16 protein-coding genes are annotated in these 19,284 nt (G+C 66.6%); 6 read left to right on the forward strand and 10 right to left on the reverse strand.

The window, feature by feature from the left end; translation table 11 throughout:
* Positions 1-237 precede the first annotated feature (237 nt).
* Both AC5YGJ_RS02425 and AC5YGJ_RS02430 read left to right on the forward strand, forming a co-directional pair.
* Positions 238-696: a cell wall hydrolase gene (locus tag AC5YGJ_RS02425; protein ID WP_004154513.1), complete on the forward strand. Its 459-nt coding sequence runs from the start codon at positions 238-240 to the stop codon at positions 694-696.
* An 84-nt stretch (positions 697-780) separates the two neighbouring features.
* Positions 781-1,392: a glutathione S-transferase N-terminal domain-containing protein gene (locus tag AC5YGJ_RS02430; protein WP_249841822.1), complete on the forward strand. Its 612-nt coding sequence runs from the start codon at positions 781-783 to the stop codon at positions 1,390-1,392.
* Positions 1,393-1,459: 67 nt separating this feature from the next.
* On the opposite strand, the gene AC5YGJ_RS02435 is transcribed toward AC5YGJ_RS02430, so the two are convergent.
* From AC5YGJ_RS02435 to AC5YGJ_RS02460, 6 genes are all read right to left on the reverse strand, one after another.
* Positions 1,460-2,515: a suppressor of fused domain protein gene (locus tag AC5YGJ_RS02435; protein ID WP_249841823.1), complete on the reverse strand. Its 1,056-nt coding sequence runs from the start codon at positions 2,513-2,515 to the stop codon at positions 1,460-1,462.
* A 46-nt stretch (positions 2,516-2,561) separates the two neighbouring features.
* On the reverse strand, positions 2,562-3,065 hold the full coding sequence (locus AC5YGJ_RS02440) for a hypothetical protein (RefSeq protein ID WP_496185598.1): 504 nt from the start codon (positions 3,063-3,065) through the stop codon (positions 2,562-2,564).
* Between the two features lie 214 nt (positions 3,066-3,279).
* On the reverse strand, positions 3,280-5,160 hold the full coding sequence (gene prpE / locus AC5YGJ_RS02445; RefSeq protein WP_496185599.1) for a propionate--CoA ligase: 1,881 nt from the start codon (positions 5,158-5,160) through the stop codon (positions 3,280-3,282).
* 640 nt (positions 5,161-5,800) lie between these two features.
* A complete protein-coding gene (locus AC5YGJ_RS02450; protein ID WP_249841826.1) occupies positions 5,801-6,415 on the reverse strand; it encodes an RluA family pseudouridine synthase in 615 nt (204 codons plus the stop codon).
* Positions 6,416-6,545: 130 nt separating this feature from the next.
* Positions 6,546-7,532, reverse strand: coding sequence for a malate dehydrogenase (locus tag AC5YGJ_RS02455; protein WP_004153634.1), 987 nt, complete (start codon positions 7,530-7,532; stop codon positions 6,546-6,548).
* Between the two features lie 118 nt (positions 7,533-7,650).
* Complete coding sequence (locus AC5YGJ_RS02460) at positions 7,651-8,142, reverse strand: peptidylprolyl isomerase (protein WP_005408225.1); 492 nt, start codon at positions 8,140-8,142, stop codon at positions 7,651-7,653.
* A gap of 273 nt (positions 8,143-8,415) precedes the next feature.
* Here AC5YGJ_RS02460 and typA point away from each other — a divergent pair, with 273 nt between their 5' ends.
* The 3 genes from typA to AC5YGJ_RS02475 are packed head-to-tail and all read left to right on the forward strand — an operon-like array spanning position 8,416 to position 12,406.
* Positions 8,416-10,263: a translational GTPase TypA gene (gene typA / locus AC5YGJ_RS02465; RefSeq protein ID WP_107229964.1), complete on the forward strand. Its 1,848-nt coding sequence runs from the start codon at positions 8,416-8,418 to the stop codon at positions 10,261-10,263.
* An 11-nt stretch (positions 10,264-10,274) separates the two neighbouring features.
* Positions 10,275-10,742, forward strand: a complete 468-nt coding sequence (locus tag AC5YGJ_RS02470; protein WP_049467554.1) for a DUF2127 domain-containing protein — start codon at positions 10,275-10,277, stop codon at positions 10,740-10,742.
* 41 nt (positions 10,743-10,783) lie between these two features.
* A complete protein-coding gene (locus tag AC5YGJ_RS02475; protein WP_496185600.1) occupies positions 10,784-12,406 on the forward strand; it encodes an amidase in 1,623 nt (540 codons plus the stop codon).
* A 66-nt stretch (positions 12,407-12,472) separates the two neighbouring features.
* Here the strand turns inward: AC5YGJ_RS02475 and AC5YGJ_RS02480 are convergent, their stop codons facing one another.
* Positions 12,473-13,612, reverse strand: coding sequence for a mechanosensitive ion channel family protein (locus AC5YGJ_RS02480; protein ID WP_496185601.1), 1,140 nt, complete (start codon positions 13,610-13,612; stop codon positions 12,473-12,475).
* A 655-nt stretch (positions 13,613-14,267) separates the two neighbouring features.
* Positions 14,268-15,659, reverse strand: coding sequence for a class II 3-deoxy-7-phosphoheptulonate synthase (locus AC5YGJ_RS02485; protein ID WP_249841829.1), 1,392 nt, complete (start codon positions 15,657-15,659; stop codon positions 14,268-14,270).
* A gap of 219 nt (positions 15,660-15,878) precedes the next feature.
* On the opposite strand from AC5YGJ_RS02485, the gene AC5YGJ_RS02490 reads away from it, so the two are divergent.
* Positions 15,879-18,005 carry a TonB-dependent receptor gene (locus AC5YGJ_RS02490; protein WP_496185602.1) on the forward strand — a complete coding sequence of 709 codons (2,127 nt, stop codon included), beginning with the start codon at positions 15,879-15,881 and terminating at the stop codon, positions 18,003-18,005.
* Positions 18,006-18,093: 88 nt separating this feature from the next.
* Here AC5YGJ_RS02490 and AC5YGJ_RS02495 read toward each other — a convergent pair whose 3' ends face one another.
* Together AC5YGJ_RS02495 and rplQ are read right to left on the reverse strand one after the other, a co-directional pair.
* Positions 18,094-18,600 carry a disulfide bond formation protein B gene (locus tag AC5YGJ_RS02495; RefSeq protein ID WP_058980348.1) on the reverse strand — a complete coding sequence of 169 codons (507 nt, stop codon included), beginning with the start codon at positions 18,598-18,600 and terminating at the stop codon, positions 18,094-18,096.
* 240 nt (positions 18,601-18,840) lie between these two features.
* A complete protein-coding gene (gene rplQ, locus AC5YGJ_RS02500) occupies positions 18,841-19,224 on the reverse strand; it encodes a 50S ribosomal protein L17 (RefSeq protein ID WP_053519752.1) in 384 nt (127 codons plus the stop codon).
* Positions 19,225-19,284: the final 60 nt, after the last annotated feature.

Below are 19,284 nucleotides of genomic sequence, written 5' to 3' on the forward strand. Positions count from 1 at the left end.
GCCGAGCGGTTCACGATGCGTTCGGCTATGCCCCCCTACCTTGCGCCATCTTTCCGCTCACCAGCCAGTTTCCGGTGAGCCGGCGCAGCCCCCTCGATCGGTACTGATCGTTTCTTTTGGGGCTGCCCACGGGGCGGCCCCGATGGCCGCCTCCCCATGACGCCAAGTCGTGCCCCGCTTCCCGTCGCCCCTGCGGCCGGAACCGGAGAGTGCGGCCCATACGGAGCAAGGAGTTATATGAAACTGGCCTGGATTCTCTGGCTGTCGCAGTTGTTGCCGCAGCCGGCCGCCGATTCACTGTGTTTGAGCACCACCGTGTACCTGGAAGCCCGCGACCAGACCCTGCGCGGCCAGCAGGCCGTCGCCGAGGTCGCCCTGCGCCGCCTCGACAGCGGCCTGTGGGGCGACTCGATGTGCCAGGTGGTCACCGCGCGCAAGCAGTTCGCACCGACCATCGTTTCCCCCGGCACCCAGCTGGGCAATGACGCGGCCTGGAGCGAGGCGATGAACGTCGCCTTCGACGCCGAGCGCAACTGGGCGCTGCCGGCCGGCGAGCGCCGCGAGATCGTGCCCGGTGCCAGCCATTTCGCCGCGCTGTCCATCGCCAGCCCGAACTGGCGCAATGCCTACCAGGTGGCCACCATCGGCGATCACACCTTCTATAAGGTGCAGAACCTCAAGCCGCGACAGTCGTAACGATCCGTGCCGGCGGCAGCGTTGCCGCCCGCCGCCAGGCTCTGGGATAGTGGGCGTTTCCCGCCCGCATCACCTGGAGTTCCCATGAAGCTGTACAGCAAGCCCGGTGCCTGTTCCACCGCCGACCACATCGCCCTGCAGTGGACCGGCCAGCCGTTCGAGGTTGAACTGCTGAACAAGGACACCCTGAAGGGTCCGGAATTCCTCAAGATCAACCCGGCCGGCGCGGTACCCGCGCTGGTCGACGGCGATTTCGTGCTGCTGCAGAACGCCGCGATCATGGGCTACATCGCCGACCGCTTCCCGCAGGCCGGCCTCGGCGGCGACGGCAGCGCGCGCCAGCGCGCCGAAGCCACCCGCTGGCTGGCCTTCGTCAATTCCGACGTGCACCCGGCCTTCTCGCCGCTGTTCGCGCCGGGCAAGTTCATTGCCGACGAAGGCCAGTACGACGCCATCCGCGCTGCCGCGCACAAGCGCCTGCGCGGCCTGTTCGAGACCGCCGACCGGCAGCTGGCCGACAAGCCGTGGCTGGCCGGCTTCCGCAGCTTCGCCGACCCGTACTTCTACATCACCCTGCGCTGGGCCGCCGGCACCAAGGTCGACCTGTCCGGCCTGGACAACCTGGCCGCCTACAAGGCGCGCATGGACGCCGATGCCGGCGTGCAGGCCGCGCTGAAGGCCGAAGGCCTGGCCTGAGGCACCCCCGGGGTCGGATCCGCCTGCACCGCAGGCGGCTCTGCCCCCACCGCTGCGATCGGCGTGGTCAGCCGATCTGGCGGATCACCTCACCCTGAGCGTCACGCAACAGGGTCGGCACCACTTCGATCTGTAGTGCAGCGCCCAGTGGGTAGATGCCACGCTCGGCACGCACCTCGGCCAGCGCCTGCAGCCCGTGCTCGTCCAACGGCCAGCGCGCGCTGTGCGGCCCCAGCTCGCCGCTTGCGCCCTCGGCGCCGGGGCTGAACTCCCACTGCCGCTGGCGGCTCACCAGTTCCAGCGACATGCCATGGCGCAGGCGCAACGGCAGCAGCTCGCAGACACTGGGCACCTGCCCTGCGCCCAGCACCAGCGTGGTCACGCCCTCCTGCTGGCGCCAGTCCAGGGTCTCGATGAACAACATGCCGGTGCTGGAGCCCTCCTGCTCGCTCCCGGCACGCACGCGTGCGGCCAATACCGGATCCTCCAGCAGGTTGCCGCGGTGCAGATCGGTGATCCACAGCGGCATCGCCGGCTGCAGCGCCTGCAGCACGCCGCGCGTGGACCAGCGCTTGACCGCCGCCATCTCTTCGTCGGTCAGCCCGACCAGCTGCAGGAACTGCAGGTGGCCATTGGCGGTGTCGCGCGCCGGCAACTGCGGGTCGGCGATGAAGGCCAGATGGCGCAGCCGCGTGTCGGTCTCCAGCGCAATCGGGCCGTTGGCATCCAGATGGTGGCCATCCTCGAACACATTGCCACTGCCGAACACGTAGCGCGCCAGGTTCTGCAACAGGTTCATCGGCCACACCGGCGGCGTGCCGTCGGCGCGTTCATCGGCTGCGGCGGCCAGACGGAAGGTCAGTTCAAATCCATAGCCGCTGGCGGCAGCGTCACTGCTTTCCTTGGTGTACAGCTCGGAGAATCCGTAGGTGATGTAGTGCCAGTGCGGCAGCGGCGCATCCGACCAGTACACACTGATGCCGTCCAGTGGATCCTGGCCACCCAGCGTGTACGGCAGCGCGGTGCCGAAATGGCGCGGTTCCTGGCCGGCGTACAGCGGCGCCAGCGCGGCGTTGATCGCGTCCCAGCCCGGGGTGTCGCTGTCATGGTGGTCGTCCTGCACGCGGGACTCCTTGTGGGAAAGTGAACCGGTCACTTTACGCGCTGGCTCAGGCCTGCACGACCTGGCCACCGTCGATCGCCATCGCCGCCTGGGTTTCCTGCCACCAGCGCTGCGCCAGCGCCGGGCTGCGTGCCTTGCCCACGGCAGCCAGCAGTTCCGGGCACAGGCGTTCCAGCGCCTGCGCGTCGGTACAGCGCTCGATCTTCAACTGCATGAAATAGCCCTTCAGGCCGAGATGACGCCGCACGGCGTCGCTCATCGCCTCGTACAGCTGCTGGTACAACGCCGGGTCCTGTTCGCGGCCGCTGCTGATGCCGCGCATCGGCACCGTCTCGGCGCTGCCACCGATCACCTCGATCAGGCCCTGCGCTGCCAGCTGCTCCAGCGCATCGTGCGGTGCGCGCAGGCCTTCGAACAGGCCGCGCAGTTCGGTATCGTCGCGATGGCCGTCGACCATCAGCAGGATCGATCGCAATGCCGCCGGCAGACGCCGGCCACGGTCTTCGATTTCCTGACGGCCAGCAGCCGTCTTGGCGTGCAGCAATGCCATTGCATCCCCCTCCCTTGATGCACCATGCCTGCGTGCCCTGGCGGGCACGCCCCCTGTCTGTCATCCCCGGACGGCACACGCATTCCCCGGCGCGCACCGCGTGTTGCAGGTCGATGACAGGCCGAGCTTAGCGCAAGAACCGCAGGTAGTGCCGGCCGCTGGCCGGCAACCTCCGGATTGACGGGATTGCCGGCCAGCGGCCGGCACTACCGGGTCAGCGGCCCAGCGCGCGGCGGATCTCTTCCAGTGCGCTGGGGTCATCCAGGGTCGACAGATCACCCGGGTCGCGCTGCTCGGCCAGCGCCTGCAACGAGCGCCGCAGCAGCTTGCCGGACCGCGTCTTGGGCAGTGCGTTGACCACATGCACATGCGCCGGGCGCGCCACCGCGCCGAGCGAGGTGGTCACCGTGGCCATCATCTCCGCCACCACCGGCGCCGGGTCCTCACCGTTGAGACCCTGCTTGAGGGTGACGAACACCAGTGGCACCTGCCCCTTCAGCTCGTCCTTGACCCCTATCACGGCGGCCTCGGCCACGCGCGGGTGGCTGGAAATGGCCTCCTCGATCTCGCGCGTGCCCAAGCGGTGCCCGGCCACGTTGATCACATCATCGGTACGGCCGAGGATGAAGGTATAGCCATCGTCGTCGCGGATCGCCCAGTCCAGCGAGCTGTACAGCAGTTCCTTGAAGTGGCTGAAGTAGCTCTGCAGGAAACGGTTGTCGTCGTTCCATACCGTGCTCATGCAGCCCGGCGGCAGCGGCGGCGACACCACCAGCACGCCCTTCTGTCCCGGCGCGACTTCTTCGCCGGTGTTCTCGTCAATCACCTTCATCCGGTAACCGAGGTTGGGAAAGCCGGGCGAGCCGAAGCGCACCGGCTTCATCTCCAGGCCGGGCAGCAGGGTCAGCGCCGGCCAACCGGTTTCGGTCTGCCAGTAGTTGTCGATGATCGGCTTGCCCAGTGCCTCATTGATCCAGTGCGCAGTCGGCTCGTCCAGCGGCTCGCCGGCCAGGAACAGGTACTTCAGCGCGCGCAGGTCGTGGCGATGGATGAAGTCGGCATCATGCTTCTTCAGCACGCGGATCGCGGTGGGCGAAGAGAACATCGTGCGCACGTTGTACTGTTCGCACAGCGCCCACCAGATGCCCGGATCGGGGTTGGTCGGCAGCCCTTCATACAGCAGCGAGGTGCAACCCCCGATCAGCGGCCCGTACACGTTGTACGAATGGCCCACGGCCCAGCCGACATCGGAGGTGGAGAACATCACCTGCCCGGGCCTGCAGTCGAAAACGGTTTCCATCGACTGTGCCATCGCCACCGCATAGCCGCCGACATCGCGCTGCACGCCCTTGGGCTTGCCGGTGGTGCCGGAGGTGTACAGCAGGTAGCTAGGCTCGCTGGCTTCCAGCCACTGCACCGGCACATCGACCTGCCCGATCTGCGCACGCAGCGCGGCGTACTCCACATCACGGCCCGGCACGCGCGGCTCGGCCGCATCCAGTCCGCGCGACACGATCAACACGTGCGGTGGCGGCGCGCTGGCTTCTGCACAGGCTGCATCGACCATCGGCTTGTACGGAATCAGCTTGCCACCGCGCATGCCGGCATCGGCGGCGATCAGCAGCTTGGGCCTGGCATCGTCGATGCGCAGCGCCAGGTTGTGTGCGGCAAAGCCGCCGAATACCACCGAATGCACCGCACCGATGCGTGCACAGGCGAGCATCGCGAACACGGCCTCGGCCATGTTCGGCATGTAGATCACCACGCGGTCGCCGTGGCCAACGCCGAGATGCGTGAGCACGGCAGCGAAATCATTCACTTCGCGATACAGCTGGCGATAGGTGATTTCGCGGGTGCTGTTGGTTTCGGTCGAGATGGCCACCAGCGCGAGCTGGTCGGAACGGTCGGCCAGATGGCGGTCGACAGCGTTGTAGCAGAGATTGGTTTCACCGCCGACGAACCAGCGCCGGAACGGCGGATTGCTGTAGTCGAGCACCTGCTGTGGCGGCTTGTGCCAATGGATGCGCTTGGCTTCCTCGCCCCAGAAGGCCTCGGGCTCGTCGATCGAGCGACGGTAGGTTTCCTCGTAGTTCATGACGCAGCCCTCCCAGACAAAGTCATGGATTCGAGGATAGTCCGGCGCTGCCGCGCGGGCCGCCCTACCTTGGTAGGGGGTGGGTTTGTTCGGCAGGGCTTGCAGCCCTGCACCTGCAGAAGCCGAAGCAACAGCAGAAGCGGGTTCCCTGAGGGTTGGCGGGGTGTGTCCGATGGCGGGAGACGCCGTAAACCCGTCCATGGGGGCTTGGCCGCGGCATCCATGCCGCGGACACTCCCGCCACCGGACCCACCCCGCCTTCGACAGTTTCCTGCCATCTGTCGGAACGGCGGATTGCGCTGGTAGGTGTCGACCTTGGTCGACACGCTTGATCCACGCCATGCGCGGATGACTCATTCGATATCTGAAAGAAAAATCGTGTCGACCAAGGTCGACATCTACCAACAGCGGTGCGGAACAACGGCCACAGTTGCCAACAGCCGCGGGAATCTGTCAGAGGCGGGGCGGTGTGGGTGGGCAGGACCGTTGGCGCCATGGATGGCGCCATCGAGCCCCCATGGATGGGTTTACGGCGTGTCCTGCCTACCCATACCGCCCCGCCAACCCACGGACAGCCCGCTTTTGACGTTGATGTTGACGTTGATTCTGCAGGTGCAGGGCTGCAAGCCCTGCCGACCCCCTAGAACGGAGCCGCAGACTCGAACGCGAGCGCTTCGCCCGTCACCGGGTGGGTAAACCGCAGGCTGCGTGCATGCAGGTGCACGCGCTGCGCCGGTGCCGCGTCGTACAGCACGTCACCGACAATGGGATGGCCGAGGCTGGCCATGTGCAGGCGCAGCTGATGGCTGCGGCCAGTGATCGGTTCCAGCGCCACGCGGGTGCGCTGCGCTTCAACATCACGTGCCATCACGCGCCAGCGCGTCAGAGCAGGTTTGCCGCGCTCACGGTCGACCACCTGCTTCGGTCGGTTCGGCCAATCCACGATCAGCGGCAGGTCCACTTCGCCGGCCTCGCCTTCGATCAAACCCTGCACGATGGCCTCGTAGCACTTGCCGACCTGGCGCCGCTCGAACTGCATCGACAATGCGGCCTGCATCTCTTTGCCGCGCGCGTGCAGCAACAGGCCGGAGGTCACCTGATCCAGCCGGTGCACGGTCAACGCGTCCGGGTACACCGCCTGCAGGCGTGTGACCACGCAGTCCTGGTTTTCCTCGCTGCGGCCGGGCACGGACAGCAGGCCGGCCGGCTTCTCGGCCACCAGCAGCGCGTCGTCGATGTAGTGCAGATGGATCATCGGTTTGCGTATCCGTTCAAACGAAAACGGGGAAGCCGAAGCTTCCCCGTCTTCTGCAGTGAGCGTACCGACCAACGATCGGTACCCACCGTGGCGGTGGAGGTACCGGTCGAGGCCGGTACCGCCTGCATCAGCCCAGCAGGTGGGCGACGCCGGCGCGCTCTTCTTCCAGCTCGGCCAGGGTCTTGTCGATGTACTTCTGGCTGAAGTCGTCGATCGGCAGATCCTTCACCAGGGTGTACTTGCCGTTCTCGGTGGTCACCGCGAAACCGAAGATCACGCCTTCCGGAATGCCGTAGGAACCGTCGGACGGCACGCCCATGGTGACCCACTTGCCGTTGCTGCCCAGCACCCAGTCACGCACGTGGTCGATGGCAGCGTTGGCCGCCGAAGCCGCCGAGGACGAGCCGCGGGCTTCGATGATCGCCGCGCCGCGCTTGCCCACGGTCGGGATGAAGGTGTTGGCGTTCCACTCCTGGTCGTTGATCGCATCGGCAATCGACGCACCATCGGCGGTGGCAAAACGGTAGTCCGGGTACATGGTCGGGCTGTGGTTGCCCCACACCACCAGCTTCTCCATGCCACCGACCGGCTTGCCGAGCTTGGTCGACAGCTGGCTCAGCGCGCGGTTGTGATCCAGGCGCAGCATGGCGGTGAAGTTCTCCGGCTTCAGGTCCGGGGCCGACTTCATGGCGATGTAGGCATTGGTGTTGGCCGGGTTGCCGACCACCAGCACCTTCACGTCACGACTGGCGACCTTGTTCAGCGCCGCGCCCTGGGCGGTGAAGATCTTGGCGTTTTCCAGCAGCAGGTCCTTGCGCTCCATGCCCGGGCCACGCGGACGTGCGCCGACCAGCAGGGCGATGTCGGCGTCCTTGAACGCGACTTCGGCGTCATCGGTGCCGACCATGCCGGCCAGCAGCGGGAAGGCGCAGTCTTCCAGCTCCATCATCACGCCCTTCAGGGCGGCCTGGGCCTTGTCCACCGGCAGTTCCAGCAGCTGCAGGATGACCGGCTGGTCCTTGCCCAGCATTTCGCCGGAGGCGATGCGGAACAGCAGGGCATAACCGATCTGGCCGGCGGCGCCGGTCACGGCAACACGAACGGGTGCTTTCATGGGGGTTTCCTCTTGCTTGCAAGCGTTTGATGGGACGCCGCGGGCGGAGCCACGCAGGCCTGGCGGGCGGCGGGGAACAGGGAAACGGCCACCCGTGGGTGGCCGTTTCGAAGGGGGATCAGGCGGCGAGGTGCTTGTTCCACTCCGCGACGCGGTCGGCCTGGGCGGCCAGCACGGCGTCGACGTCGCCTTCCAGGGTGATCGAGTGGATCACGTCGCCCTGCTTGACCGAATCGACGATGGCCTGGCCTTCCAGGACCTTGCCGAAGACGGTGTGGCGGCCGTCCAGCCAGTCGGTCTTGATGTGGGTGATGAAGAACTGGCTGCCGTTGGTGTTCGGGCCGGCGTTGGCCATCGACAGCGAGCCGACCTCGTGCTTCACGCCATTCTTCTCGTCTTCGAACTTGTAGCCCGGGCCGCCGGTGCCACGACCCTGCGGGCAGCCGCCCTGGATCATGAAGTCGGCGATCACGCGGTGGAAGATCAGGCCGTCATAGAAGCCGTGCTTGACCAGGTTCACGAAGTTGGCCACGGTCAGCGGCGCCTTGTCGGCGAACAGCTCGACCTTGATCGGGCCCTGGGTGGTGTCGAAAGTGGCGATGAGGGACATGAAGATCCTTGATACAAAGGGGAATGCGTCTAGCCACCTAGTTTACACCCGCCTCGTGTCGGCGGCGGCTTCGACCATCGGTGAAGAGCCCGGCTTCAGCCCCCGGACGGGGAGCGGCGCCGACGGCTCCTGGCGGCCTCGGCCGGAGCGGCGGGCAGCCAGCTGAATGGGTGCCAGCCCGGGCGTGAAATCCACCTTTTCGCGAATCGTCAAGTTCGACGTATAATGTTGGACTTCTTTTTCCAAATCCGGCGCCGACTGGCCCCCTTTCGTATGTCCATCGAAAATCTTCGCAACATCGCCATCGTCGCCCACGTCGACCATGGCAAGACCACCCTGGTCGACCAGCTGCTGAAGCAGTCCGGCACCCTGTCCGAGCGCACCGTCCTCGCCGAGCGCGTGATGGACAGCAACGACCAGGAAAAGGAACGCGGCATCACCATCCTGGCCAAGAACACGGCCATCACCTGGGAAGACAAGCGGACCGGCGTCAAGAACCGCATCAACATCGTCGACACCCCCGGCCACGCCGACTTCGGCGGTGAGGTCGAGCGCGTGCTGTCGATGGTCGACACCGTGCTGATCCTGGTCGACGCGATGGACGGCCCGATGCCGCAGACCCGCTTCGTCACCCAGAAGGCCTTCGCGATGGGCTTCAAGCCGATCGTGGTGGTCAACAAGATCGACCGTCCGGGCGCGCGTCCGGAGTGGGTGATCGACCAGGTCTTCGACCTGTTCGACAAGCTCGGCGCGACCAATGAGCAGCTGGACTTCCCGATCGTCTACGCCTCGGCCCTGAACGGCTACGCCGGCCTGGAAGACACCGTGCGCGACGGCGACATGACCCCGCTGTACGAAGCGATCATGCAGCACGCGCCGAAGCCGGAAGTGGACCCGGAAGGCGCGTTCCAGATGCGCATCAGCCAGCTGGACTACAACAACTTCGTGGGCGTCATCGGCATCGGCCGCATCCAGCGCGGCACCCTGAAGAAGAACATGCAGGTCGCGGTCATCGACCGTGAAGGCAAGAAGCGCAACGGCAAGGTGCTGCAGGTGCTGGGCTTCCTGGGCCTGGAGCGCATCGAGCAGGACTCGGCCGAAGCCGGCGACATCGTGGCCATCTCCGGCATCCAGGAGCTGACCATCTCCGACACCCTCTGCGCCCCGGACACCCCGGAAGCACTGCCGGCGCTGACCGTCGACGAGCCGACCATCTCGATGACCTTCCAGGTCAACAACTCGCCGTTCGCCGGCAACAAGGACCTGTCCGGTGGCAAGTTCCTGACCAGCCGCCAGATCAAGGACCGCCTGGACCGTGAAAAGGTCCACAACGTGGCCCTGAAGGTCGAACAGCTGGAAGACGCCGACAAGTTCCTGGTCTCCGGCCGTGGCGAACTGCACCTGTCGGTGCTGATCGAGAACATGCGTCGCGAAGGCTACGAGCTGGCCGTGTCGCGCCCGGAAGTGATCATCAAGGAAATCGACGGCCAGCTGATGGAGCCGATCGAGCAGCTGGTGGTGGACATCGAAGAAGTGCACCAGGGCGGCGTGATGGAAAAGCTGGGTACCCGCAAGGGCCAGCTGAAGAACATGGAGCCGGACGGCAAGGGCCGTGTGCGCCTGGAATACCAGATCCCGGCCCGTGGCCTGATCGGCTTCCAGAACGAGTTCAAGACCCTCACCCAGGGTTCGGGCCTGCTGTTCCACGTGTTCGACCATTACGGTCCGAAGGAACAGGGCGCGATCGCCAAGCGCATCAACGGCGTGATGATCGCCAATGCGCCGGGTGCCACGCCGGCCTACTCGCTGGGCCCGCTGCAGGAGCGCGGCAAGCTCTTCGCTGCTGAAGGCGACAATGTGTATGAAGGTCAGCTGGTCGGCATCCACTCCAAGGACAACGACCTGACCGTCAACGCGATCAAGACCAAGCCGCTGACCAACATGCGCGCTTCGGGCAAGGACGATGCGATCCAGCTGACCCCGGCGATCAAGTACTCGCTGGAGCAGGCCCTGGACTTCATCGAAGACGACGAGCTGGTCGAGATCACCCCGAAGGAGATCCGCCTGCGCAAGAAGTTCCTGACCGAAAGCGACCGCAAGAAGGCTTCGCGCGGCGGCTGAGCCAGCACCCCGTGAACCCGAGCGGTTACAACCCGGATCCGCACCGGCATCCGGGTCTCCACGTCATCGCCCTGCTCGAAGCGAGCAAGGCGATGCTGGCGCTGTTGGCTGCCACCGGGCTGGAAGTGCTCGGACCGCAGCCGCTACGGCACGGCATCATGGTCCTGATCCGGCGTTTCAGCCTGGATCCGGACCATGGCACCCTGCCCTCGTTGCTGCACATGATCAGCCCCGACGCGGTGCACCTGGCCGCGGCGGGGATGATCGGCTACGGCCTGCTGCACCTGGTCGAAGCCTGGGGCCTGTGGCGGGCCAAGGCCTGGGCCTCCTGGCTGGGCTGCCTGACCGCCTCGCTGTACCTGCCTTTCGATATCTTCGCGATCATCCGCCACCCCGGCTGGCCCTCCTGGACGATCCTGGCGATCAACCTGATCGTGGTCTACGTGCTGGCCCGCGACCTGCGCAAGCGTCACCGCTGAGCACCGGCTACACTGGGGATTGGAGCCGACCAAGCCGCCCCATGCGCCCGTCCTTGCCGCCTCTGCTGATCTGCCTGCTCAGCGCGCTGCCTGCGCTGTTTTCGGCTGGCTGCAGCCCGGCCGCGTCCAGCGCGCACGCCGCCGAACCTGCGAGCCGCAACGTGCCCTTCCCCTATGCCGAAACCGATGTGGCCGACTTGCAGGCGCGGATGACCGCCGGCGAACTGGACAGCACCACCCTCACCCAGGCCTACCTGCAGCGCATCGCCACCCTGGACCGTGCCGGGCCACGCCTGCGCGCGGTGATCGAACTCAATCCCGATGCCCTGAAGGAAGCCGCCGCACGCGACCGCGAGCGCCGCGACGGCCGCGTGCGCGGTGCCCTGCACGGCATTCCCGTGCTGCTGAAGGACAACATCAACGCCGCCCCGATGAGCACCACGGCCGGCTCGCTGGCACTGCAGGGCTTCCGTCCTGACGATGCCTACCTGGTGCGACGCCTGCGCGAGGCCGGCGCCGTGGTGCTGGGCAAGACCAATCTCAGCGAGTGGGCCAACTTCCGCGGCAACGACTCGATCTCCGGCTGGAGTGCGCGCGGCGGCCAGACCCGTAACCCCTACCGCCTCAGCCACTCCCCGTGCGGCTCCAGCAGCGGCAGCGCGGTGGCGATGGCGGCCAACCTGGCCAGCGTGGCCATCGGCACCGAAACCGACGGCAGCATCGTCTGCCCGGCCGCAATCAATGGGGTTGTTGGCCTGAAGCCCACCGTCGGGCTGGTCAGCCGCGACGGCATCATCCCGATCTCCTTCAGCCAGGACACCGCCGGGCCGATGACGCGCAGCGTGGCCGACGCGGCGGCCGTGCTGACCGCGATCGCCGGCCGCGACGACGCCGACCCGGCCACCGCGACCATGCCCGGCCGCGCGGTCTATGACTACACCGCACGCCTGGACCCGCAGGGCCTGCGTGGCAAGCGCATCGGCCTGCTGCAGACGCCGCTGCTGACCTATCGGGGCATGCCGCCGCTGATGGAACAGGCGGCCACCGAACTGCGCCGCGCTGGTGCGGTGGTGGTGCCGGTGGAACTGCCCAACCAGGGTGCGTGGGCCGAGGCCGAGCGCACGGTGCTGCTGTACGAGTTCAAGGCCGGCCTGGAGCGCTACCTCAACACGCACCGGGCGCCGCTGCGACGCCTGGCCGACCTGATCGCCTTCAACCAGGCGCACCACAAGCAGGAGCTGGGCCTGTTCGGCCAGGAGCTGCTGGTGGAGGCCGACGCCACCGCCGGCCTGGCCGATCCCGCCTACATCCGTGCACGCAGCGATGCGCGCCGGCTGGCCGGCCCGGAAGGCATCGATGCCGCCCTCGCCGCCCACCAGCTGGATGCACTGGTGGCGCCGACCACCGGTGTGGCCTGGCCGATCCGAAGCGAAGGGGACGACTTCCCCGGCGAGAGCTATGGCGCCGCCGCCGTGGCCGGCTATCCCAGCCTCAGCGTGCCGATGGGCCAGATCAACGGCCTGCCCGTGGGCCTGTTGTTCATGGGCGCCGCCTGGAGCGAACCGAAGCTGATCGAAATGGCCTACGCCTATGAACAACGCACGCGCGCGCGGCGGCCACCGCACTTTGATACCGACACCCTGATCGACGCCGACGAGCCGTGACCTCCGGTAGTGCCGGCCGCTGGCCGGCTGCTCGATCATCCCGACGTTGCCGGCCAGCGGCCGGCACTACCGATCAAACGCCTCCACCGGCACGATCGCCGCCTCGCCATCCTCCGCACCCGGCGAGCGCACATCCGCGGTACGCGCCCGCGGCCCACGCGGCATGTCCTGCTCGTCATCGTGCTGCACGCGTGCGCGAATCTGCGGCAATGACTGTGGATGCTCACGCGCAAGGAAATCGAGCATGCGTTCGCGCACCAGGCAGCGCAGATCGAACGCATCACCGGAACTGCGCGCGCTGACCAGCAGGCGTACCTGGATCGCGCGTTCACTGGTCTCGGTTACCTGGGTCACGCAGACGCGTCCATCCCACAGCGCTTCACCCCGGCAGATGCGCTCCAGCTCACTGCGGATCGCCGCGATAGGTGCGCGATAATCCAACCACAGCAATGCCGTCCCCAGCAGATCCGCGCTGCGTCGCGTCCAGTTCTGGAATGGATTCTCGATGAACCAGGTCAGGGGCACCACCATGCGCCGCTCGTCCCAGACCCGCACCACCACATAGCTGCTGCCGATTTCCTCGACACGCCCCCACTCACCTTCGACGATCACCACGTCATCCAGCCGGATTGGCTGGGTCAGCGCGATCTGCAGACCGGCGATGAGGTTGCCGAACACCGGCTTGGCCGCGATACCCGCCACCAGGCCGATCAGGCCCGCCGACGCCAGCAGCGCGGTGCCGATCTTCTGCACCATCGGGAAGGTCAACAGCACCAGCGATGCGCCGAGCACGATGATGCCGCCCATCAACACGCGACTGAGCACCCGCGTCTGGGTCTGGATGCGGCGCGCTTCCAGATTGTCGGCGACATCGATGGGATGGCTGCGCAGGATCGCCCGCTCGCCGGCCGCCACCGCACGCACCAGCAACCAGATGAAGCAGGCCGTAAGTGCGATGTGCAGCACATGCTGCAGGTGGCCCAGCAACGGATCCTGCAGGGGCGTGGCCTGCAATGCAGGGATCAGCAGCAGCAGCGGCCAGGCGGTCGCCATCGGCAACCCCAGCACACGCCCGATGCGCGCACGCCGACGATCACGTCCCTTCAATCGATGGTAGATCCACAGGATCAACCACGCACCGATGCCGCCGACCAATGCTGCCAATCCCAACGGCCATGCGTAGGCCTGCGCGCTTTGCCAGTGCACCGCTGCCACCTCCGTCGCTCTGCATGCAGATATACAGCGTGGCCCAGCACGGATGAGCACAATGTCAGACGTTCGTAAGCAGAATGTAGGTGGGGCTCGGCAGGGCTGCGCCCTGCACCCGCGGTAGTGCCGGCCGCTGGCCGGCAACCTCAGCAGCAACAGCGTGCATCCTGTGGGATGGCGAGATGGGTCCGGTTGCGGGGGACGCCGTGAATCCCTCCATGGAGGCTCGGTCGCCGCACCCATGCGGCTCACGCCCCCGCGACCGGACCCACCCCGCCTTCGACAGTTTTCCGCGATCTGCCCGCTCTTCTGTAGAGCCGAGCCACGCTCGACTCAAATCGTTCCGAAATCGAAATATTCGATGTCGATGGAGATTCATCCATGCAAGGCGTGGATCCACCGTGTCGACCAAGGTCGACACCTACCCACAGCCGCAGGAATCCGTCAGAGGTGGGACGGTGTGGGTAGGCAGGACCGTTGGCGCCATGGATGGCGCCATCGAGCCCCCATGGATGGGTTTACGGCGTGTCCTGACTACCCACACCGTCCCGCCACCCCACGGAATGCCGCTTCGGCTTTTGTCGTTGCCGTTGCCGTTGCCGTTGCCGTTGATTGCAGCAGGTGCAGGGCTGCAAGCCCTGCCGCAACACACTTACCGCACCTGTTCCTGCTTGCGCACGATCGCCATCGCAATCTCCAGCGACTGCTCGTAGTTCAACCGCGGGTCCACCGTCGAGCGGTACGCACGCTCCAGGTCACGCTCGGTCAGTTCGCGCGCACCACCGGTGCATTCGGTCACGTCCTCGCCGGTCAGCTCCAGATGCACGCCACCCAGGCGCGTGCCTGCGGCCGCATGCAGATCGAACGACATCTCCACTTCGCCACGCACGTTGTCGAAGCGGCGCGTCTTGAAGCCATTGGCCGTGCTTTCGGTATTGCCATGCATCGCATCGCACACCCACAGCACGCGGCGGCCGTCGCGCTTGACCGCATCCAGCAGCGGCGGCAGCTTTTCGGCAATCTGTGCCGCGCCCATGCGGTGTATGAAGCTCAGGCGGCCCGGTTCGTCGTGCGGGTTGAGCACGTCGATCAGGCGCAGCAGCTGGTCCGGCGACACCGACGGCCCGACCTTGATCGCAATCGGGTTGCGCACACCCCGCAGGTACTCGACGTGGGCACCGTCCAGCGCGGCGGTGCGCATGCCGATCCACGGGTAATGCGTGCTCAGGTTCAGCCAGCCCTGCTGGCGCGGCACCTGCCGGGTCAACGCCTGCTCGTAGGGCAGCAGCAGCGCTTCGTGCGAGGTGTAGAAATCGATGCGGTTGAGGTTGTGCACGCGGGCCCCGGCCAGGGTTTCCATGAAGTGCACCGCATCACCAATGGAGGCCACCATCTTCTGGTACTCGGCGGCCAGCGGCGAATGCCGCACCCACTCCAGGTTCCAGTACTCGGGATGGTGCAGGTCGGCGAAGCCGCCGTCGATCAGCGCCCGCACGAAGTTCATCGTCATCGCCGAATGCGCGTGGGCCTGCAGCATCCGCTTCGGGTCCGGCAGGCGCGCCGCTTCGGTGAACGCCGGCGCATTGATCACATCGCCGCGGTAGCTGGGCAGGGTCACGCCGTCACGGGTCTCGGTGTCGGCCGAGCGCGGCTTGGCGTACTGGCCGGCGAAACGGCCCACGCGGATCACCGGCTGGCGCAGGCCGTGCACCAGCACCAGGCTCATCTGCAGCAGCACCTTCAGGCGGTTGGAGATGGTGCCCGATTCACAGTCACTGAAATTCTCCGCACAGTCGCCACCCTGCAACAGGAAGCGCTTGCCCTCCTGGGCCTCGGCCAGCTGCTGCTTCAGCGCCAGGATCTCCCAGGAGGTGACCAGCGGCGGCAGCCGCTTCAGTTCGTGCAGCGCCGCGTCCAGCGCCACCGGATCGGGATAGGTCGGCATCTGCAGCGCGGTCTTGCCACGCCAGCTCTCCGGCGACCAGGCGGCGCCAACGGCGGCTGCGGCAGGATCGGACACGGGCGGAACGGCGGACAGGCTCATTGCAGACTTCCGGGGTGGGGGGCGGTCATGGTCGCAGAGCCAGCCGCTGTCGCAAAGGGCCAGGGCGGCGTCCGGCAGCCTGAACGGCGGGGAAAGGGCACCGCGAGCGGCCAGACACGGCATGTCCATGGCGGCTCCAATAGGCGCATGATTTGTTACGGAGTAACACTGACACGTCACGGACCGGCCCCTCCTACGCCCCAGGCTCCGCCCCTCCCCATGAAGCCCTCGCCTCTCGCTACCGGCATCAACCTCGTCCTGGCCGTGGCCAGCCTCCCTGCCTTCGCTGCTGCCGCCAATGATGTGGCCGCGCCGGTCACCCAGTTGGACGCGGTCACCGTCCACGCCCAGCTCGACCAGGCCCGCAATGCACTGTCGCCGGACATCGGCGCCAGCCAGTACCAGATCACCGCCGAGGACATCCAGAAGCAGCCGCTGGGCGCCTCCGCGCCGCTCAGCCAGGTGCTGCTGCAGGCGCCTGGCGTGGTGCAGGACTCCTACGGCGGCGTACATGTCCGCGGTGACCACGCCAATCTGCAGTACCGCATCAACGGCGTCCTGCTGCCCGAGTCGATTTCCGGCTTCGGCCAGACCCTGGACGCCCGCACCATCAAGAGCATCCGCCTGATGGACGGCGCGCTGCCGGCACAGTTCGGCGAGCGTACGGCGGCGGTGGTCGACATCACCACCCGCAGCGGCGCCGAGCTTGGCAACGGCGGCAGTGCCGGATTGACCGCCGGATCATTCGGCAAGCTCAACCCGAATGCCTCCTGGTGGGGCAGCCAAGGGCGCTGGAGCTGGTTCCTGACCGGCAACTACGACCAGAACGAAGTTGGCCTGGAGAACCCCACCAACACGCGCAGGCCGTTGCATGACGATACCCATCAGGGCAAGGCGTTCGCCGACCTCACCTACCTGGTCAACGACAGCACGCGCCTGAGTGTGTTTGCCGGCTTCGCCAACAACCGCTTCCAGATTCCGGTCAATCCGGGCCAGACGCCGCAGTTCGGCTATCTCGACACCACTACCTTCGATTCCAGCCAGCTGGACGAGACCCAGCGCGAGACCACCCGCTTCGGCATGCTGGTGCTGCAGGGAACGCTCGGCACCACCGCCTATCAGCTCTCGGCCGGGCAGCGCTACAGCGATGTGGCGTTCAATCCGGATGTCGTCGGCGACCTGGTATTCAGCGGCGTCGCCTCGCAGGTGCAGCGCAGCAACCGCGCCAACACCCTGCAGGCCGATTTCTCCACGCCACTGGGCAACGACCACACGCTGCGTTATGGCCTGTATGGCAATTACGAAAACGCACAGGCCAGCAACAACAGCTGGGTGTTCCCGGTGGACGACAGCGGCCAGCAGTCCAGTACCACGCCGCGGCTGATCCCCGACCGCAGCGCCTTCCATGCCAGCACGCTGGCGCTGTACGTGCAGGACGAATGGAAGATCGGCGACGACTGGACGGTGAACTACGGCCTGCGTGGCGACCGCTACAAGGCCTTCGGCCACAGCGAAGGCCAGCTCAGCCCGCGCGTGGGCGTGGTCTGGAATGTCGGCAACAGCACCACCGTCCACGCCGGCTACTCACGCTACTTCACGCCGCCGGCCAGCGAACTGATCGCCAGCAGCGACATCGCCCTGTACGACGGCACCACCAACCGGCAGCCCAGCGGCGGCAACACCACGCCCCTGGCCGAGCGCAGTGACTATTACGACATCGGCGTCTCGCAGCAGCTGGGCGAACACCTGACCCTGGGCCTGGACGCATACGACCGTCGCGTCGCACGCCTCCAGGACGAAGGCCAGTTCGGCGCCGCGTACATCTACTCGACCTTCAACTATGGCCGCGGCCACATCCGTGGCCTGGAGTTCAGTGCCGACTACAGCAACGGCCCGTTCAGCGCCTACTTCAATGCGGCATACAACAAGGCCCTCGGCACCCAGGTCATCACCGGCCAGTACAACCTCGACCCGGACGCCCTGGCCTACGTCGCCGACCACTGGATCCACCTGGACCACGACCAGAAACTGACCTCGTCCGGTGGCCTCAGCTATGCCTTCGCCGGCCACAACCGGATCGGTGCGAACTACGTGTTCGGCAGCGGCCTGCGTTCGGATATCGAGGGCGTGCCCAACGGCGGCGAGCTGCCGTCGTACCTGCAGGTGAACTTCAGCGCCGGGCATGACTTCAACGCCGACAGTGGGCATCCGCTGCACGTGCAGGTGGCCGTGATCAACGCGCTTGATCGCAGCTACCAGCTGCGCGACGGTGGCGGCGTCGGTGTATTTGCCCCGCAGTGGGGACCGCGTCGCGGCGCCTACCTGAGCCTGCAGCAGGACTTCTGAGGTAGTGCCGGCCGATGGCCGGCATTAGCACGGTGTGCCGGCCAGCGGCCGGCACTACCCAGTAGAGCCACGCCATGCGTGGCTACGTTCAGCGCTTGACCCTGCGCAGCGACACCACCAGCGCCCACAGCGCCAGCAGCACGAACCACACGCCCGACCACATCGGCATGGTCAGGCCCAGGAACGTCCAGTCGATGTTGCCGCAGTTGCCGGTGCCGGTCAGCACCGTGCGGAACACCTCCAGCGGGCCCATCGTCTCGCGCAGGAAGCTCAACGGCGGGCCGCAGGTCGCGCCCATCTCCGGCGGCAGCATCTGCACATAGACGTGGCGCGCCGCGATGCCCACGCCCACCGCCGCAGCGATGAAGGCGAGGATGCCGTAGGTCGCCCGGCCAGGGCGGTTGGACGGACCGTGCAACGCACCGATCAGGAACAACAGGCCCAGGGCGGCGAACGCCAGGCGCTGGAAGATGCACAACGGGCACGGCTCCAGGCCCATCTTCAGCTGCAGGAAGATCGCGTAGCCCAGCAGGCCCGCGCAGATCAGGAAGCCCAGGAAGAACTGGGCGCGGAAGGGCCAGCGCAGTGGATTCATCGTCAACGCTCAAGTGATCAGGCGCCAAGCGTAACCGAGAGCGCGCGCCTTTCGAACCGCCACAGGTGACGCCTGTCGGAACGGTGAGGGTCAGATCCCCTTGCGAATGCAATGGGCTCTGGCCCAGCGCCCAGCATTGCGGGGTCAGAGCCCGTACCTGCGGCACGCGTTCCGACCCTGCAGAAACGCAAAAGCCCGGCGGATGCCGGGCTTTCACTATGTCGCGTTGGAGCGGTCCGATTACTCGGCCACTTCCTCGGCCACGGCCGGACGGTCAACAAGCTCGACGTAGGCCATCGGTGCGTTGTCGCCGGCGCGGAAGCCGCACTTCAGCAGACGCAGGTAGCCGCCCGGACGGTTCGCGTAGCGCGGGCCCAGGATGGTGAACAGGTTGCCCACGGCTTCGTTGTCGCGCAGACGGGCGAAGGCCAGACGGCGGTTGGCGACGGAGTCGACCTTGGCCAGGGTGATCAGCGGCTCGGCAACGCGGCGCAGTTCCTTGGCCTTCGGCAGGGTGGTCTTGATCAGCTCGTGCTTGAACAGCGAGGCGGCCATGTTCTTGAACATCGCTTCGCGGTGGGCGCTGGTGCGGCTGAACTTACGGCCAGACTTCTGGTGACGCATGGTGATATTCCTTGGTTAATGATGAGACTGTGCGGATCGTTGTCGCCATCCTGGCGTTGC

This window comes from Stenotrophomonas sp. CS3K5 (assembly GCF_059515225.1).

What these genes read in the sequence shown, in the direction of transcription:
- AC5YGJ_RS02450 (WP_249841826.1), bottom strand. Translation starts at nt 6,415, where the DNA reads ATGATCCATCTGCACTACATCGACGACGCGCTGCTGGTGGCCGAGAAG.
- AC5YGJ_RS02430 (WP_249841822.1), top strand. Translation starts at nt 781, where the DNA reads ATGAAGCTGTACAGCAAGCCCGGTGCCTGTTCCACCGCCGACCACATC.
- AC5YGJ_RS02485 (WP_249841829.1), bottom strand. Translation starts at nt 15,659, where the DNA reads ATGAGCCTGTCCGCCGTTCCGCCCGTGTCCGATCCTGCCGCAGCCGCC.
- AC5YGJ_RS02440 (WP_496185598.1), bottom strand. Translation starts at nt 3,065, where the DNA reads ATGGCATTGCTGCACGCCAAGACGGCTGCTGGCCGTCAGGAAATCGAA.
- AC5YGJ_RS02425 (WP_004154513.1), top strand. Translation starts at nt 238, where the DNA reads ATGAAACTGGCCTGGATTCTCTGGCTGTCGCAGTTGTTGCCGCAGCCG.
- prpE (WP_496185599.1), bottom strand. Translation starts at nt 5,160, where the DNA reads ATGAACTACGAGGAAACCTACCGTCGCTCGATCGACGAGCCCGAGGCC.
- rplQ (WP_053519752.1), bottom strand. Translation starts at nt 19,224, where the DNA reads ATGCGTCACCAGAAGTCTGGCCGTAAGTTCAGCCGCACCAGCGCCCAC.
- AC5YGJ_RS02495 (WP_058980348.1), bottom strand. Translation starts at nt 18,600, where the DNA reads ATGAATCCACTGCGCTGGCCCTTCCGCGCCCAGTTCTTCCTGGGCTTC.
- AC5YGJ_RS02455 (WP_004153634.1), bottom strand. Translation starts at nt 7,532, where the DNA reads ATGAAAGCACCCGTTCGTGTTGCCGTGACCGGCGCCGCCGGCCAGATC.
- AC5YGJ_RS02490 (WP_496185602.1), top strand. Translation starts at nt 15,879, where the DNA reads ATGAAGCCCTCGCCTCTCGCTACCGGCATCAACCTCGTCCTGGCCGTG.
- typA (WP_107229964.1), top strand. Translation starts at nt 8,416, where the DNA reads ATGTCCATCGAAAATCTTCGCAACATCGCCATCGTCGCCCACGTCGAC.
- AC5YGJ_RS02475 (WP_496185600.1), top strand. Translation starts at nt 10,784, where the DNA reads ATGCGCCCGTCCTTGCCGCCTCTGCTGATCTGCCTGCTCAGCGCGCTG.
- AC5YGJ_RS02460 (WP_005408225.1), bottom strand. Translation starts at nt 8,142, where the DNA reads ATGTCCCTCATCGCCACTTTCGACACCACCCAGGGCCCGATCAAGGTC.